Source organism: Corynebacterium glaucum, assembly GCF_002287505.1.
Taxonomy (GTDB): Bacteria; Actinomycetota; Actinomycetes; order Mycobacteriales; family Mycobacteriaceae; genus Corynebacterium; species Corynebacterium glaucum.
Genome location: NZ_CP019688.1, coordinates 114440 through 129208, shown reverse-complemented (window position 1 = coordinate 129208; position 14769 = coordinate 114440). Strand labels below are relative to the sequence as shown.

Here is a 14769-nt window from a genome sequence, read left to right as displayed (position 1 = left end):
TATCGCTAATACAACCTCTGCCCAGTGTACCCGCTTGCTCTACAGCGGTTTCGCGCCGAGCTCGCTCGCCAGCAGCTCCATCGCCACCTGCGTCGCGTCGCGGCGATCGCGCTCCCCTTCCTCGGCTTCAGCCTGGTCAGCCATGTCGCGCTCCTCGTCCTCTTGGGAGTAGGGCTTTGCTTCGCTTATCGACGCCCCACCGCTCCCCCCTTCATCCCCATTCCAGGGGTCGTACGGGGGTTCGTCGTCAATGGGCTCCGGTGGGGGCGGGATTTCTTCACTGTCCCGCTTTGCTTTAGCCGCGGCTTGCTGGCTGGCTGCCTGCGCCGCTGCTTGGGCTGCCGACCGCCAGTCGTTGGGCGCGGGTGACTTCGCCGGTGCAGGTGCCGGCGCAGGGTCGTCAGGCTGATCCGCGCCCTCCGCGTCACCCGAGTTGGCCGCAGCATTCCCGCCGCGCGCAGTGCGCCCACCGCTCTCAGTGCGCCCGGCGACTTCGGGTTTGCCCGGGTTCCACACTGCCTTGCGCTCGGGCGCGCGGACGTTCGCGGCGGCCGGATCAGTGCCGACCACACACCGCACCCCAATCTGCGCACCCAGCTTCTCCGAGAGCACCGCGACGATGTCTGCGTTGTTGTTTTCGGCGTTGATGCGGCCCGCCAGCGCCCCAGTGTTGTGGCCGAGCACCAAGGTCGCGCCGTCAAAGCCGAGCGGGCGTGCCTCGGTGAGCATGATCTCGGCGACCTTGTTCCGCGCGCCCACCGACTGACGAAGCGTCGTCCAATCCCGCTCTATGCGGTGGAACAGCGCATCCCCATCGAACTCGCCGACATCCCCGGTCGCTTCTCCCACATCTGCACCCGCATCCTGAGCAGCCGGGGCCTCGGTCGCGGAAGGCGCCTCCGTGGATTCTCCGCCGGTGGATTCTCCGTCAGTGGATGCTTCGCCTGTGGATGCTTCGCCTGTGGTCGCGGTCTCGTCAGCTGGAGCCATGTTCTCCGCCGCAGCCGCGCCGTCAGCTGTTTGCGGAGTGTGTTCGACATCTCCGAGCTCCTCGCTGGGTGCCGATGCAGGCGACTGCGCGGGTGTCGGTTCAGCCCGATCCGGTGTCGGAGCGTCCTTGTAGGTGTCGTCGATCGCTTGAGCCCGATCGTCGGGCTCGGCTTGCCCTCCCGACTCGGCGTGCGTTGCCAGCTCGGCGTGCGTTGCCAGCTCGGCGTGCGTTGCTGGCTCTGCGGGTGCGGCAGGCGCGACCGGTGGAGTCATCGCCGGGGCGGGCGCGGGCTCAGAACGGGACGGTTCCGGCGCGGGAGGTTGCCCCGGCTCGAAGTCGGGCTGCGGCTCCGGTTCCGGTTCCGGTGTGGGTTTCGCCGCCGTCGATGTGGCTGGCGCGGTCTGCTGCGGCAGTGCGGTCTGCTGCGGCGCCTGAGCGGCGGGTGTTGAAGAACTGCGCACCCCGCGACCTGCGGCCGCTGCAGCCGCTGCCGCCGCAGCGGCGGCCGCCGCCCCGCCTGAGCCGCGAGTGACTGCGGAGCCGGAATGGGTGGCGGTGCCAGCGGAAGAGCTGACAGCGGGAGAGCTGACAGCGGCCCCGGTCGCGCTGGTGTCGGCGCCGGCGCCGGCGCCCGAGGGGAGCGTAAGCAGGTGGGCCATCATCACCTCGAGCAGCAGCCGCGGCGAGGTCGCGCCGCGTAGATCGGAGACGCGGTCGTTGACCTCGGTCGCCAGATCTGCGAGCTGAGCGGGGCTAAAACGCGCGGCTTCAGCGCGCAGGATTTCGGCGCGGTCGACGGGGGCGTCGACAAGGCCTTGCCCGAACGCATCTGGCACGGTGCGGATGATCAGCAAGTCACGCAGTCGATCCAACAGGTCGGTGGCAAAACGGCGCGGCTCGTGGCCGGACTCCATGACGGCGTCAATGGTGTGGAAGGTGGCGGAAGCGTCGCCGTCGGCGATCGCGTCCACCGCCGCGTCCAAAAGCGACAGGTCCGTCACGCCCAGCAGCGGCAGCGCGAGCTCGTAGGTCAGCCCGTCCGGACCGGCGCCGGAAAGCAGCTGGTCCAGGATCGACAGTGTGTCGCGCGGCGACCCACCGCCAGCGCGGATCACCAGCGGGTAGACGTTCTCGTCGACGTACACGCCCTCCTCCGCCACCACGCGCTCGAGCAGCTCGCGCATCGCGGCCGGCGCCAGCAGGCGGAACGGGTAGTTATGCGTGCGCGAGCGGATCGTGCCCAGGATCTTCTCCGGCTCGGTCGTCGCGAACACGAAGATCAGGTGCTCCGGCGGCTCCTCCACGATCTTCAGCAGCGCGTTGTTGCCGGCGGCGGAGATCATGTGCGCCTCGTCGATGATAAACACGCGGTAGCGCGAATCCGCCGGCGCGAACATCGCACGCTCGCGCAGCTCACGCATGTCGTCCACGCCGCCGTGCGACGCCGCGTCCAGCTCCATCACGTCCAGGTTGCCCGGCCCGCCAGGCGCCAGCGCCACGCACGACGCGCACACCCCGCACGGCGTCGACGTCGGCCCCTCCACACAGTTCAGCGACCGCGCCAAAATGCGCGCCGACGACGTCTTGCCGCACCCGCGCGGCCCGGAAAACAGGTACGCGTGCGCGATCCGCCCGTTATCCAGCGCCGTCGACAGCGGTCGCGTCACCTGCTCTTGGCCAACCAGCTCCCCAAACGTCGCCGGTCGATACTTCCTGTACAGCGCCACCTATTAGCCCCTGAACCAATCCGTAATGTCCACGCTGCGCCGCCGCAGCTGCTGCTTCAGAATCTCCACTCCCTGCTCAGACGCAATCCGGTACTCCGCATCCGTCAGCGCTACCAGCTCCAACAGCACGGTCAGCTTCCCCTCCTCGGGGTGCACCGGCGTGCCCTTGTAAAACAGGTCCGGCTCGCGCAAGAACCCGTGCCCCACGGTCGCGCCCTGCGGCAGCTCCACGTTGGAAAACAGGTTCTCCAAAAGCACCCCAGGCTGCGCGGGAATCCCGAAGGAGTTAATGATCCGGGTCGCTTCAATTGCGGTTTGTGCGAGCAATTGCTTATCGACGCCACCTTTAACCGCCAATTCACACCCCACGAGCGTGCTCGGGTCCGCCTCCAAGCGGAGCCCAGTATCAACCGTGGAGAACCCGACCGTCACAGCAACGGGGAGGTCTTGGTGTGTGGTGGTGGCGACGGCGGAGTCGTCGACAAGCGAAAGCTCGATGCCCGGGAAAATGGTGTCGATCCATGCAAGGAGCTCGTTACCGGTCACTGGGCACCTCGGTGTTCAATGCGGTGCTCGATGGCCGCGAGTAGCACGCAGATGGCCACGCCGTCCATCGCATCGGTGACCTCGTCCAGCGGCGGCAGCGACGGGGCGAGGCGGATGTTGCGGTTGTCCGGGTCGGTGCCGTGCGGGAACGCGGAGCCGGCCTTGGTGAGGTTGATGCCGGCTTCCTTCGCCAGCTCCCACACGCGGGTCGCGGTACCGGGCACGACGTCGAGGGAGATGAAGTAGCCGCCCTTCGGCTCGGTCCACTCCGCGACGCCGTAGCCGCCGAGCCGCTCGCCCAGAATGCCGATCACGGCCTCGAACTTCGGCGCCAGCGAGCCGGCGTGCTTGCGCATCAGCGCACGCGCCCCTTCCGCGTCGCCGAACAGCGCGGCGTGCGCAAGCTGGTTCTCCTTGTTCGGTCCGATGCCGCGCACGCCCGCGATCGAGCGGTACCAGTCGAGGTTCTCCTTCGACGACGCGAAAAACGCCACACCCGCGCCCGCGTGCGTGATCTTGGACGTCGAGCTCATGTACCAGAAACGGTTCGGGTTGCCCTTCTCCGCCGCGATTTCGATGACGTTCGGGTTCTCCGGCAGTTCGTCGGTGAACGCGTGCACCGCGTAGGCGTTGTCCCACACGATGCGGAAGTCCGGCGCGCCGGTCTCCATCGTCGCGAGGCGCTCAGCCGTCTCGCGCGAGTAGGTCACGCCGGTGGGGTTGGAGAAGATCGGCACGCACCACATGCCCTTCACGTTCGGGTCGCGTGCAAGGTCTTCGACGACGTCCATGTCCGGGCCGTCGGCAAGCATTGGGACGTTGACCATCTCGAACCCGAACTGTTCGGTGATGGTGAAGTGGCGGTCGTAGCCCGGCACCGGGCAGAGCCACTTCGCACCCGGCTCCTTGCTCCACGGCTGCGGCGAGTCGTTCGTGCCGAACGCGAACGCGAAGGAGATGAGGTCGAACATGATGTTTAGCGAGGACGCGTCGCCGGCGATGAGGTTCTCCGCGTCGACGCCGATAAGCTCCGCCCACAGCTCGCGGATGTCCACGATGCCGTCGACCCCGCCGTAGTTGCGCACGTCCACGCCGTCTTTCGCGCGGTAGTTGTCCGTCCCGGGCAGCGCGAGCAAATCCTGGGAGAAGTCCAGCTGCTCGCTCGACGGCTTGCCGCGGGTGAGGTCCAAGTTCAGGTTCTTCGCCTTCAGCTCGGCGTACCGTTCGCGGACGTCTTTGGCCAACGCCTCACATTCCTGCGGGTTCATCTCGTTTAAAGGGGTAGCCATGATGCTCAATCGTACCCGTGAATACAAAGGGGACCCCACGCACCTGCCAGAGCTCGCTGACCCTTGCTGCGTTCCCGCCCTGGGGGAGTTCACAAGATAAGCACCGCGTGGGATCCTGGCCCTCACTGTAGCCGGATCGCCCAGGTGGCACAAAAAGGGGCCGCCAGTTGCCGCATGCTTATCGACGGCCCCACGCCCCCCTCTGTCACGCTGTACCTTCTCGCTGGCGCACACCGTGTCTTGCCGTTTTGTGGCTCGCGGTGGCAATGCACTACAGTATTGCCAGCGATGCAATCGGCGCTGCTTTTCAAGCGGTGCTGCACGTGTCAGCTGGAGGATTCGACTAGCGGCCTATGTCACACGCCTGGAACGCGTGCGGGTAGCAATACCCTCGTGGGTTCAAATCCCACATCCTCCGCAAAATTCGAAACAGGCCCCGCACACTTGGGCCCCGGTTTTGGTGACCGGCCCGGTGCGGGGCCTGTTTTGTTTCCCGCTACGCTGACACGCATGAGTTTTGCGCCCGGCTACCCTGCGCCGTCGCCCGCGCTGCTGCGCGAGGGCCGCTTGTCCCTATTTACCCGGTTCCAGGCGGCATCCAACTTCTACGGGCGCCTCGCGCAACCGGTGAACTACCGGGTGGTGCACCAATACGGCCCGACACCGGGCGGCGACATCGCGATCAACCTGCAGGTGACAAGCTCGGTCGGCGTCAGCGAGATCCACCCGGGCATCATCGTGGCGACCATCAGCGGCGGCCACATCCGACTTGTCTCGCAGAACCAGGCCGGCTCCAACGGCAACCCGATCCCCGAGTTCACCCGCCCGGCGCCGTTCCAGGAACCGCTGGCCACGCCATTTCTTCAGGCGCTGCAGACGCGCCACGGCGGCAACCCGATCATCGTGCTGCCCAACACACTGCCGAACACGCTGCCGAACACGCTGCCGAACATTCAGGCCGAGCAGCTGGTCATCGTGGTTCTGCCGAACCTGATGAAGACCGGTGAGCCGGTGGGCTCCGTGGTGCGCCGCACTATCGCGCACACGGTCATGCCGCCGAACGCGGACGAGCTGGAGGCGGTGAGCACGCTGGCCAAGCAACTCGGCGAGCACCTCGTGGGCTCCCAGACCGTCGCCCCGGGAATGCATGAGCTGCGCTTGAGCGACGGCTCGCTGATCGAAGTGCTCAACCGCCCCGGCGCCGGCCCGGCAGGGGCGCACGCGTCGGCAGTGATGAGCGCCCGGCGCGACACCGAAGAAAACGAACCCATCCGGGTGACCAACGAGTCGTGGTTCATGTTCAACGAGCACCGCGCGTACTGCAATAGCATCATCGCCGGCATCACCTTCTCGGATGATTTGCGTCAGGCGGAGGTGAGGTTCGTTGATGGGGGCGTCGATAAGCTTGTGCCGCAAATTGCCGGCTACCTGCTGCCGAATGGGACCTTCCGGTGGGGCTGGACGTACGACCAGGGCCAGCCGAACCCTTCCCTGGAGTTCATCCGGGGTGTGCACGACATGGGCGTGCGCGAGCGCATCGTGTCGCTGACGCGCGGGGAGCTGCCGACCGTGGTGCTCGAGCAATACCAGCTCATGCCGTACATCGCGCACATGCAGCGCGGCACGCACCTGTACTACCTCAACCTGCCTGGCGGTGAGACCGCAGTGATTGTGCTGCACTCGCCGCGGTTCAACCTGCCGCCAATCACCGTGCCTGGCGTGCGCGCGGCCCTGGCTGCCCCGCCACTGCCGCCGCGCGTGGACGTGCACCGCGCGCTGCGCGCCTACGCACACCACCGCCAGCTGGCCCTAAGCAAGAGCAGCAAACGCCCCAGCCTGACCCTGCCGAGCGGTGAGGTGGTGCAGCTCAGCGTCACCGGGGGCCAGGTCGCGGTGCTGTAAAATCCGGGCACATGATTGATCTCCGCCTCAAAGAAGCCATGACCCAGCAGGTCACCGAGGAATACGCCGCCGCCTACGTGTACCGCTACCTGGCCAACGAGATGGACGCGCTGTCCTTCCCGGGCCTGTGCGCGTGGTTCACCGCGCAGGCGCAGGAGGAAACGGAGCACGCGCAGAAGTTTGCGAAGCACCTCATCGACCGCGGCGAGCACGTGCAGCCGCGCACGATCGCGATCGACGCGCCGGAGATCAGCGGCCCGCTCGACGCGTTCCGCGCCGCGCTCGTGCACGAGCAGAAAGTTTCGGAGCAGATCCGCGAAATCACCCGCATCGCGGACGAGGTCGGCGACTTAGAGTCCCGCGCGCTGCTCAACTGGTTCCTCAACGAGCAGATCGAAGAGGAAGCCACGGTCGGAGAGATCGTCGATCAGCTTCAGCTCGTCGGTTCCGACGGTTCGGGGCTTCTGCGTATCGACGCCGCCCTGTCCACCCGCACCACGCTCTCCTAGCGCCTTGCGTGGATTCCTCGAAGCTGCGGCGCTGGCGGCGGCTGGGATCGCCATCAGCATCACGCTGAGTGCCACGCTGGCCGGGTGTGGCGGATTCGGGGATGGGGATGGCGGTGAAGTGGCCGTCGATAAGCGACCTGGGGCTGGGGCCTCTGCCCTTGCCGACAGTGACCCCGAGCGGCGGGCAGCCGACCGCGACCACCCCGATCTGATTCCGCCCGGCACCTACTTTTACCGCGAGGACGAGGCGAGCGACCTGGATACGGTGCGGGTCACGGTGAACGAGAACTGGTGCAATTTCACCTACTCGCCGGGCGGGGCGCAGGTGTTTACCACCGCGTGCACGCTGCTGCCGGAGCGGCAGCAAGCGATTGTGGCCGGCGACGTCTACGACCGCGACGGGGAGCTGATGGCGGCCGACGGGGAGTTCCTGTTTGCCTACGAGAACGCGACCTCTGCGGGATTTGAGTTGCACGTCAACGAGGACGAATTCGTGCGCCTCAACCGCCGCGGGTAATCCGCCCGCTTGAATTAGGTAAACAACGGTCAAACACGCGGCGAAACCTGCACCAACTTTGTGTCCTGAACTCGCGCTCCAAGCATGAGTGTCCGACCATATGGGGCGTGAGACGAAGCGAGGCCGCCGCAACGAGCCGTTCCGTATCCCGTCGTAACTTCCTCCGCACCGCTGCGGTCACTTCTGGCACCGTCGGCGCGGGCTTCGCCGCGCAGGCGTGGGCGCAAAGCTCCCAGCCCGCGCCGTCGGCCTCCCCGCTCGCGGAACCCGAGCTGCCGCCGCTGCCGTTCGTGCACGGCGTCGCCTCCGGCGACCCGCTGCCGGATTCGGTGGTGCTGTGGACGCGCGTGACCCCGGACGATGCTGCGTGGCCCGGCTCCGGTGGCGGCGCCCCGACTCCGGTGCGCTGGGACGTGGCGACCGACCCGGAGTTTCTCACGATTGTGCAGCACGGCGAGTCCTTGTCACACCCTGATGCCGACCATACGGTGCACATCGACGTGCACGGACTGGCGGCGGACAGCGTCTACTTCTACCGCTTCGTGGTCACCGACGGCCCGCACGCCGGCGCGACCTCGCCGACCGGCCGCACCAAGACTGCGCCCGCGCCCGGCGCGCCCGTGAAACGTCAGCGCTGGGCAGTCGCGTCCTGCGCGAACTACGAGGCCGGCTTCTTCTCCGCCTACGCCGACATGGCAGAGCGCGGCTGGGCCGGCGACATCGACCTGACCGTCTTCCTCGGCGACTACATCTACGAGTACGCCCAGTACGGGTACTCCGGCTTTGGCCCGGTGCGCCTGCACCATCCGGCGCACGAGATCGTCTCGCTGGCCGACTACCGCACCCGCTACGGCCGCTACCGCACCGACCAGGCGCTGAAGAACGCACACGCGGCGATGCCGTGGATCGTGGTGTGGGACGACCACGAGGTGGCCAACAACAACTGGCGCGACGGCGCGGACAACCACGACCCGTCCGAAGGCGATTTCTACGCCCGCCGCGACGCCGCGATCCGCGCCTACTACGAGTGGATGCCGGTGCGCACCACCCAGACTAGCACCGAGGGCCACATCTACCGCACGTTCACGTTCGGCGACCTCGTCGAGCTCACGGTCATGGACCTGCGCACCTACCGCGACGTCGAGTTCTGGCGCGGCGGTTCGCGCCAGCCCGGCGACGCCCGCACCATGCTCGGCTCGGAGCAGTACAACTGGCTCATCAGCACGCTGGAGCGCTCGAAGACCAAATGGAATGCCCTGGGCAACTCGGTGATGTTCTCGCCAATGCGCCTCGGCACCGTCATGCAGAACCCGGCGACCCGCCCGATCGCGAAGGCGTTGAGCTCCAACATCCTCTCCTCTCAGGCCGACATCCCCGCGATCGATGAGCTCCCCCTCAACGGTGACCAGTGGGACGGCTACGACAGCGAGCGCCGCCGCCTCCTGGATGCCCTCGGCCGCCTGGGCAAGAACCCGATCTTCCTCACCGGCGACATCCACACCGAGTGGAGCCACACCATCCCCTACGGCGACACCCAGATCGGCTGCGAGGTGGTGTGCTCTTCCATCACCGCCCCGAACGTCACCGATTCGCTCGGTCTCCCCGCCGGCCACCCGCTGATGCGCACCGCCACCGGCTACATGTTCGCCGCGAACCCGAACCTGCGCCACTGCGCGCTGGACACGCACGGCTACACCATTGTCACCATCGCGGATGCGGACGTGTTCATGGAGTGGCTGCGCGTCGACGACATCCTCGCCCCCCTCTCTCCCGTCCGCACCGCGGCCATGCTGAACTGGCGCAAGGGCGTCGGCTTCACGGCCTAGGCCGAGCCAAACACGTACGGCTCCCGCGGCAAGGCCAGCGGGTCGAAGCTCTTCAGCAGGTTCGTCGCCCCAGGGCACCCAAGAGAAGCAGCAAGCTTATCGACGACCCGTTGCACGCCCTCCCCACCAGCCACCTCGCCGACCACCTCGCCGGCTATTTCGCCGACCATTTCCCGCAGCGTGACCGCGCCGTCGCGCTTCGCCAGGCGTTTGCCCTCGGCGTTGACCACCAGCGGCACGTGCACGTACTCCGGCTGCTGGTAGCCAAGCAGGTGCGCCAGGTACGCCTGGGCGGGCGCCGAGGCGAGCAGGTCGTCGCCGCGGACGACTTGGTCGATGCCGAAGTCGCCGTCGTCGACAACCACGGCCAAGTTGTACGCCCAATCCCCCGCCTGCGCCTGGTTCAGGTTGCCGCCGCGGCGCAGGATCACGTCGTCGACCGCGCCGGTGTACTCGCCGTGGTAGAAATCCGACACCGTCCATTCCCGCGCTTTCGCTCGCAGGCGGATGGCCGGCAGGCGACCTTCTGCGGATAGTTCGAGGCGTCGTAAAGCGCGATGCTCCTCCGAGAGATCGCGGCACGTGCCCGGGTACATGCCTGGCTGGGCATGGGGCGCGGAGGCGGCCTCGCGGATGTCGCGGCGGGTGCAGTAGCACTCGTAGGTGGGCAGCTTCGCGAGCGCGGCAGCGTAAGCGGCGGAGCGGTCGGACTGGTAAATCACCGGTTCGTCCCACTCAATGCCAATCACCGCGAGGTCCTCCAGCTGGCGGCGCGCGGACTCGGCGGAGCTGCGTTCGGAGTCGATGTCCTCGACGCGCACGTAAAACGCGCGGCCGGTCTGGCGAGCGAACAGCCACGCGAGCAGCGCCGTGCGCAGGTTGCCGAAGTGGAGGTCGCCGCTGGGGCTCGGCGCGTAGCGGCCCGCGCCGCGGTGGTCATTCACAAGGATCCGCCTTTCCAGCCAGTAACAAGCATGCGTCTAGTCAGTTCTGCGTGCCATGATATTGCGCGTGACTCACCCCGTTTCCCGCTCGCCGTTTTCGTACCTGCTCACGTTCTTCTGCGCGGTGTTCCTCATCTCGAACATCACGGCGCAAAAGGGCGTGACGCTCGGCCCGCTGATCACCGACGGCGCCTTCTTTCTCTTCCCCATCTCCTACGTCATCGGTGACGTCATCGCCGAGGTCTACGGGTTCAAGACCGCGCGCCGCGCCGTGTTCACCGGTTTCGGCGTCGCGGTGCTGGCAGTGCTGACGTTCTATGTCGCGATCTGGCTGCCAGCCGCAGATTTCTACGACATGCAGGAGCCGTTCGCAGCGGTGCTTGGGCTCTTGCCGCGCATCGTGGTGGCGTCGCTCGCGGGCTACGTCGTCGGCCAGCTGCTCAACGCGTGGGTACTGCAGAAGATGAAGGACCGTCTCGGCCGCAGCAATCTATGGGCGCGCCTGATCGGCTCCACCATCGTCGGCGAGTTCGCCGACACGCTGCTGTTCTGCTCCATCGCCGCCGGCGTCATCGGCATCACCACCGCCGGCGAGTTCGTGAACTACGTCGCCGTCGGCTTCTTCTGGAAGACGATCATGGAGGTCGTGCTCCTTCCGATCACCTACCCCACCATCGCGTGGGTGCGCCGGCAGGAGGAGCAGCTCAGCGCCACCACGGCCTAAGGGCTTTTGCTTGTCGACGCCCCCGGGAAGCCCTGAATCAGGCCGTTTACCCCAGGCCGCGACGCTGAGTCTTCGCCCCCGCGTAGTAGCGCCCCATAAATTCGTCGCGGTACGCCTCGTAGTCGCCGGCGTCGATGGCGCGGCGGATGTTGTCCACCAGGCGCACCATGAACTCCAGGTTGTGGATCGTGCACAGCGTGCCGGCGAGGAACTCCTTCGCCTTGAGCAGGTGGTGGATGTAGGCGCGCGAGTAGTTCTGGCTGACGTAGCCACCGAACTCCTCGTCGATACCGGCGAAGTCGCGCTTGAAGCGCGCGCCGGTGAGGTTCATGCGCCCGTCGAGGGTATACACGCCGCCGCGGCGCGCGAGCCGGGTCGGCGCGACGCAGTCGAAAGTGTCGGCGCCAGCCTCGACGGCGGTGAAGATGTCGTCAGGCTCGGAGATGCCGAGCAGGTGCCGCGGCTTGTCCACGGGAAGCTCATCGGTCACCCACCCCACGATGGTGCCCAGGTTCTCTTTCTCCAGCGCACCGCCGATGCCGAACCCGCCGAAACCCCGCTTGCCCTCGGCGCGAGCTTGCTCGTCCAGCTCAAGCAAGCCGCGCGCCGCTTGTCGACGAAGATCCTCGTACTGCGCTCCCTGCACCACGCCCCAGAGCGACTGTTCCGGACGATCCGGGTGGGTCACTTTGCGCTCGCGTGTGAGCCGGTCATGCTCGTCGAGGCACCGCTTCGCCCAGCGGCGGGTGCGCTCCACGGAGTGCTCCTGGTACTGGCGCGTATCCACCAGCGTGGTCAGCTCGTCAAATGCGAAGATGATGTCCGCGCCGAGCTGGTGCTGGATCTGCATCGACTTTTCCGGGGTGAAGCGGTGGGAGGAGCCGTCGATAAAAGACTTGAAGTCGACACCGTCGTCGTCCACGCGGGCCATGCGGTCCTTGTTCGCCGCGCGGATGTCGGCGTCGGTGAGCCCCGCGACATCCATGGCCAGCACCTTCTGGAAGCCGACACCCTGGCTCATCACCTGGAAGCCGCCCGAATCGGTGTAGGTCGGCCCATGCCAGTTCTCAAACGCTGCCACGCCACCTGCCTCATCCACGATGTCGGCGCCGGGCTGCAGGTAGAGGTGGTAGGCGTTGGACAAGATCGCCTGGGCTTCGGTGAGGCGGATCTGCTCCGGCGTAAGTGTCTTGACCGTGGCTTTGGTGGCCACGGGGATGAAGGCTGGCGTGTGAATATCGCCGTGGGGGGTGTGGATCGTCCCTGTGCGACCGTGTTTGCCGGGGGCGTCGTAAAGCTCTTTGCTCAATGTGAACGCGGTCATGCGGGCTGCAACTCCTGGTGATTCTGGTGATCCTGGTGATCCTCGAACTGCTCCTCAAGCTCTGTGCCCTCAACGTCGACTTCCGGCAGGATGCGGTCCAGCCACTTGGGCATCCACCAGGTGGAGCGGCCGAGGAGAAACATGGTGGCGGGGACGAGGCCCATGCGGATGAAAAACGCATCGAAGAAGACCGCGACGCCGAGCGCGAAGCCGAAGATCTGAATGAACGGCAACGGCTGGTTGATAAACGCAATGAACACCGCGATCATGATGATCGCCGCCGCCGTGACCACACGTGCGCCCTGGCGGAAGCCCTCGACGGTGGCCTCCTCGACGGCGCGAAGCTCTGCGTCTGATTCGGCGCCATCTTGGCCGCCATCCTGGCCGCGGAGCTTGAGGTAGTGCTCGCGCATGCGGGTAACCAGGAAGACCTGGTAATCCATGGCGAGGCCGAAGGTCACGCCGATCATGAAGATGGGCAGGAACGACAGGATCGGACCTGGGGTGTTGACCAAGCCGAAGAGGCCATCCTGCCAGACCAGGACCGTGAAGCCGAAGGCCGCGCCGACCGACAGGAGAAAGCCGAGGCCGGCGACGAGCGGGACCATGATGGAGCGGAAGACAACCATGAGCAGGATGATCGCGAGGCCGACGACGATGCCCAGGTAGAGCGGCATAGCCTCAGCAAGTTCTTCGGTGATGTCCATCTGGACCGCGGTCAGGCCGGTCAGGCCGATGGTCACACCGGTGGCATCCTCGACCTGGAGGTTGTTCTCTCGCAGGCCGTGGGCGATGTCGAGGGTATACGGGTCATCGGGGGCGCCATCCGGGGTGGCAAGGATCTGGGCGGCGGTGAAGTCGTCGTTGACCGAGATGATCTGGGCGTGCACCACGCCGTTCACGGAGTTCGCCTGACCGACGGTGTAGAGGAACGACGCGAGCGCAGCCTGCTCGGCGCGCCCGCCCGCCTGCTCCTCCGGGATGGCAGCCATGTACGGCTGGAGGATCTCGGCATCAGGGTTCACACCGTGCGCATCGACGACGATCAGCAGCGGCGCGTTGACACCCGGCCCGAAGCCTTCGGCCAAGAGGTCGGCGGCCTTGCGCTGAGTGGTGTCCTTGTTGGAGTTGGTGTCGGCGGGCAGCGCCATCTCGAGGCCCAGCACCGGGTAGGACATCGCGCCCAGGCCTAGCACCACCACGGCCATGACTACGGCCGGGAAGCGGCGCACGAAGTTCACCCACGAGCGGCCCATAGAGCGCTTATCCAGGTCCTTCGCCGGACGGTCGCCAGGACCGGGGTGGCCGGCCACGCCCGGGATCTTGCCGGCGAACGCCTTGTCACTCCACACACCGAGCAGGGCGGGCAGCATCGTCAGCGCCACCAGCACCGAGACAAACACAGTGAACGCCGCGGCGATGCCCATCCACGACAAGAACTCGATGCCGGCCAACACCAGCGCGACCAGCGCCACAAACACGGTGGTACCAGCAAACACCACCGAGGAACCAGCGGTGCCCACCGCCATGCCGGCCGCCTCGGGCCCCGGCAGCGACGCCCGCTCCTGCCTAAAGCGCGACAGAATGAACAGCGCGTAGTCGATGCCCACGGCCAAGCCGATCATCACAGCCAGCACCGGGGTCACATCGTTCAGGTCGACCCAGTGGGTGGTGGTCAGCACCGCCATCGCACCGATGCCCACTCCAACTACCGCAGTAATGATGGGCATTGTCGACGCCGCAAGCGACCCAAACGTCACCAGCAGCACCAAAAACGCGATGCCGATGCCGATCAGCTCGGAGGTGGTGTTGACCTCGATCGGGTCGCCGAAACCGGCACCGCCCGCCTCCACCTCGAGGCCCGCGGCGCGCCCGATCTCCATCGCGTCGTGCACGACTTGGCGCTCTTCGTCGGTGACCACGAAGTTCGATTCGGCGCCGAATTCGAACGTGGTGTAGCCAATGCGCGCGTCGTCGGAAAGCATGCGCACGTTGTAGGCATCCTTTTGCGCCGCTTCCTCCGGCAGGCCGAGTTCGGTCATCTGCTCCACGAGCATGCGCTGCAGCTCGTCGCTCACCACTACCGGGTTGCCAAAGCGATCGGTGCCGCGGATGTCAGCGAGGTTGTCTTCGATGTACGCCACTGTTTCATCTATGGCGGCCATGTAGGCGTCGTTAGTGAGCTGCTCCCCTTCCGGCGCGGCGAACACCAGGTTCACGCCCGGCGCCGTGGCCACATCGCCCTCGCCCGGGAAGTTGCTGTCCAGCGTGTCCAGCGCCTCAATCGCCGGCGTGCCGGAGATGGCGAACTCGGAGGTGAACGGCCGCATCAGCGACACCGCCGCACCCGCCGACGCCACCAGGATGATCAGCCACGCAACAATCACGCGCCACTTGTGCAGGTACGACCAGCGTCCCAGCTTGTACAGCAGTTTCGCCACAAAGATCCTTCACGTTTGGCCACGTTTGG

11 protein-coding genes, 1 tRNA gene and 1 other RNA gene are annotated in these 14769 nt (G+C 66.5%); 6 read left to right on the top strand and 7 right to left on the bottom strand.

What is annotated here, in order from left to right; translation table 11 throughout:
• Window positions 1-39 precede the first annotated feature (39 nt).
• From CGLAU_RS00625 to ffs, 4 genes are all read right to left on the bottom strand, one after another.
• A complete protein-coding gene (locus CGLAU_RS00625) occupies window positions 40-2718 on the bottom strand; it encodes a DNA polymerase III subunit gamma and tau (RefSeq protein WP_095659021.1) in 2679 nt (892 codons plus the stop codon).
• Window positions 2719-2721: 3 nt separating this feature from the next.
• Window positions 2722-3264: a suppressor of fused domain protein gene (locus tag CGLAU_RS00620; protein WP_095659020.1), complete on the bottom strand. Its 543-nt coding sequence runs from the start codon at window positions 3262-3264 to the stop codon at window positions 2722-2724.
• Complete coding sequence (locus CGLAU_RS00615) at window positions 3261-4532, bottom strand: aspartate aminotransferase type Ic (protein ID WP_415877148.1); 1272 nt, start codon at window positions 4530-4532, stop codon at window positions 3261-3263. The genes CGLAU_RS00620 and CGLAU_RS00615 overlap by 4 nt, the downstream gene beginning before the upstream one ends.
• 42 nt (window positions 4533-4574) lie before the next feature.
• An RNA gene (gene ffs / locus CGLAU_RS00610) (signal recognition particle sRNA small type) lies at window positions 4575-4673 on the bottom strand.
• A gap of 212 nt (window positions 4674-4885) precedes the next feature.
• Between ffs and CGLAU_RS00605 the strand changes: the two genes are divergently transcribed.
• The 5 genes from CGLAU_RS00605 to CGLAU_RS00585 all read left to right on the top strand — a co-directional run bounded on the left by CGLAU_RS00605 (window position 4886) and on the right by CGLAU_RS00585 (window position 9307).
• A tRNA-Ser gene (locus tag CGLAU_RS00605) sits at window positions 4886-4971 on the top strand.
• Window positions 4972-5063: 92 nt separating this feature from the next.
• Window positions 5064-6455 (top strand): DUF6882 domain-containing protein, encoded by a 1392-nt coding sequence (locus CGLAU_RS00600; RefSeq protein ID WP_095659018.1) that lies wholly within the window; start codon window positions 5064-5066, stop codon window positions 6453-6455.
• Window positions 6456-6469: 14 nt separating this feature from the next.
• Entirely contained in the window at window positions 6470-6964 is a 495-nt protein-coding gene (locus CGLAU_RS00595; protein WP_198305049.1) for a ferritin, read from the top strand.
• A 4-nt stretch (window positions 6965-6968) separates the two neighbouring features.
• Window positions 6969-7481: a hypothetical protein gene (locus CGLAU_RS00590; RefSeq protein WP_157731220.1), complete on the top strand. Its 513-nt coding sequence runs from the start codon at window positions 6969-6971 to the stop codon at window positions 7479-7481.
• A gap of 107 nt (window positions 7482-7588) precedes the next feature.
• Window positions 7589-9307, top strand: a complete 1719-nt coding sequence (locus CGLAU_RS00585; protein WP_095659015.1) for an alkaline phosphatase D family protein — start codon at window positions 7589-7591, stop codon at window positions 9305-9307.
• On the opposite strand, the gene gluQRS is transcribed toward CGLAU_RS00585, so the two are convergent.
• The gene (gluQRS, locus tag CGLAU_RS00580) at window positions 9304-10251 is read right to left on the bottom strand and encodes a tRNA glutamyl-Q(34) synthetase GluQRS (protein ID WP_095659014.1); all 948 of its coding nucleotides are present in this window, start codon (window positions 10249-10251) and stop codon (window positions 9304-9306) included. The two genes, CGLAU_RS00585 and gluQRS, sit on opposite strands and share 4 nt — an antisense overlap.
• A 55-nt stretch (window positions 10252-10306) precedes the next feature.
• Between gluQRS and CGLAU_RS00575 the strand changes: the two genes are divergently transcribed.
• Complete coding sequence (locus CGLAU_RS00575) at window positions 10307-10975, top strand: queuosine precursor transporter (RefSeq protein WP_095659013.1); 669 nt, start codon at window positions 10307-10309, stop codon at window positions 10973-10975.
• A gap of 46 nt (window positions 10976-11021) precedes the next feature.
• On the opposite strand, the gene tgt is transcribed toward CGLAU_RS00575, so the two are convergent.
• On the bottom strand, window positions 11022-12299 hold the full coding sequence (gene tgt / locus CGLAU_RS00570) for a tRNA guanosine(34) transglycosylase Tgt (protein WP_095659012.1): 1278 nt from the start codon (window positions 12297-12299) through the stop codon (window positions 11022-11024).
• The gene (locus CGLAU_RS00565; protein ID WP_095659011.1) at window positions 12296-14740 is read right to left on the bottom strand and encodes an MMPL family transporter; all 2445 of its coding nucleotides are present in this window, start codon (window positions 14738-14740) and stop codon (window positions 12296-12298) included. The genes tgt and CGLAU_RS00565 overlap by 4 nt, the downstream gene beginning before the upstream one ends.
• Window positions 14741-14769: the final 29 nt, after the last annotated feature.

Bases quoted from the DNA above. Each gene is read 5' to 3' on its own strand.
- CGLAU_RS00615 (WP_415877148.1), bottom strand. From the start codon at position 4,532: ATGAACCCGCAGGAATGTGAGGCGTTGGCCAAAGACGTCCGCGAACGG.
- CGLAU_RS00600 (WP_095659018.1), top strand. From the start codon at position 5,064: ATGAGTTTTGCGCCCGGCTACCCTGCGCCGTCGCCCGCGCTGCTGCGC.
- CGLAU_RS00575 (WP_095659013.1), top strand. From the start codon at position 10,307: ATGATATTGCGCGTGACTCACCCCGTTTCCCGCTCGCCGTTTTCGTAC.
- tgt (WP_095659012.1), bottom strand. From the start codon at position 12,299: ATGACCGCGTTCACATTGAGCAAAGAGCTTTACGACGCCCCCGGCAAA.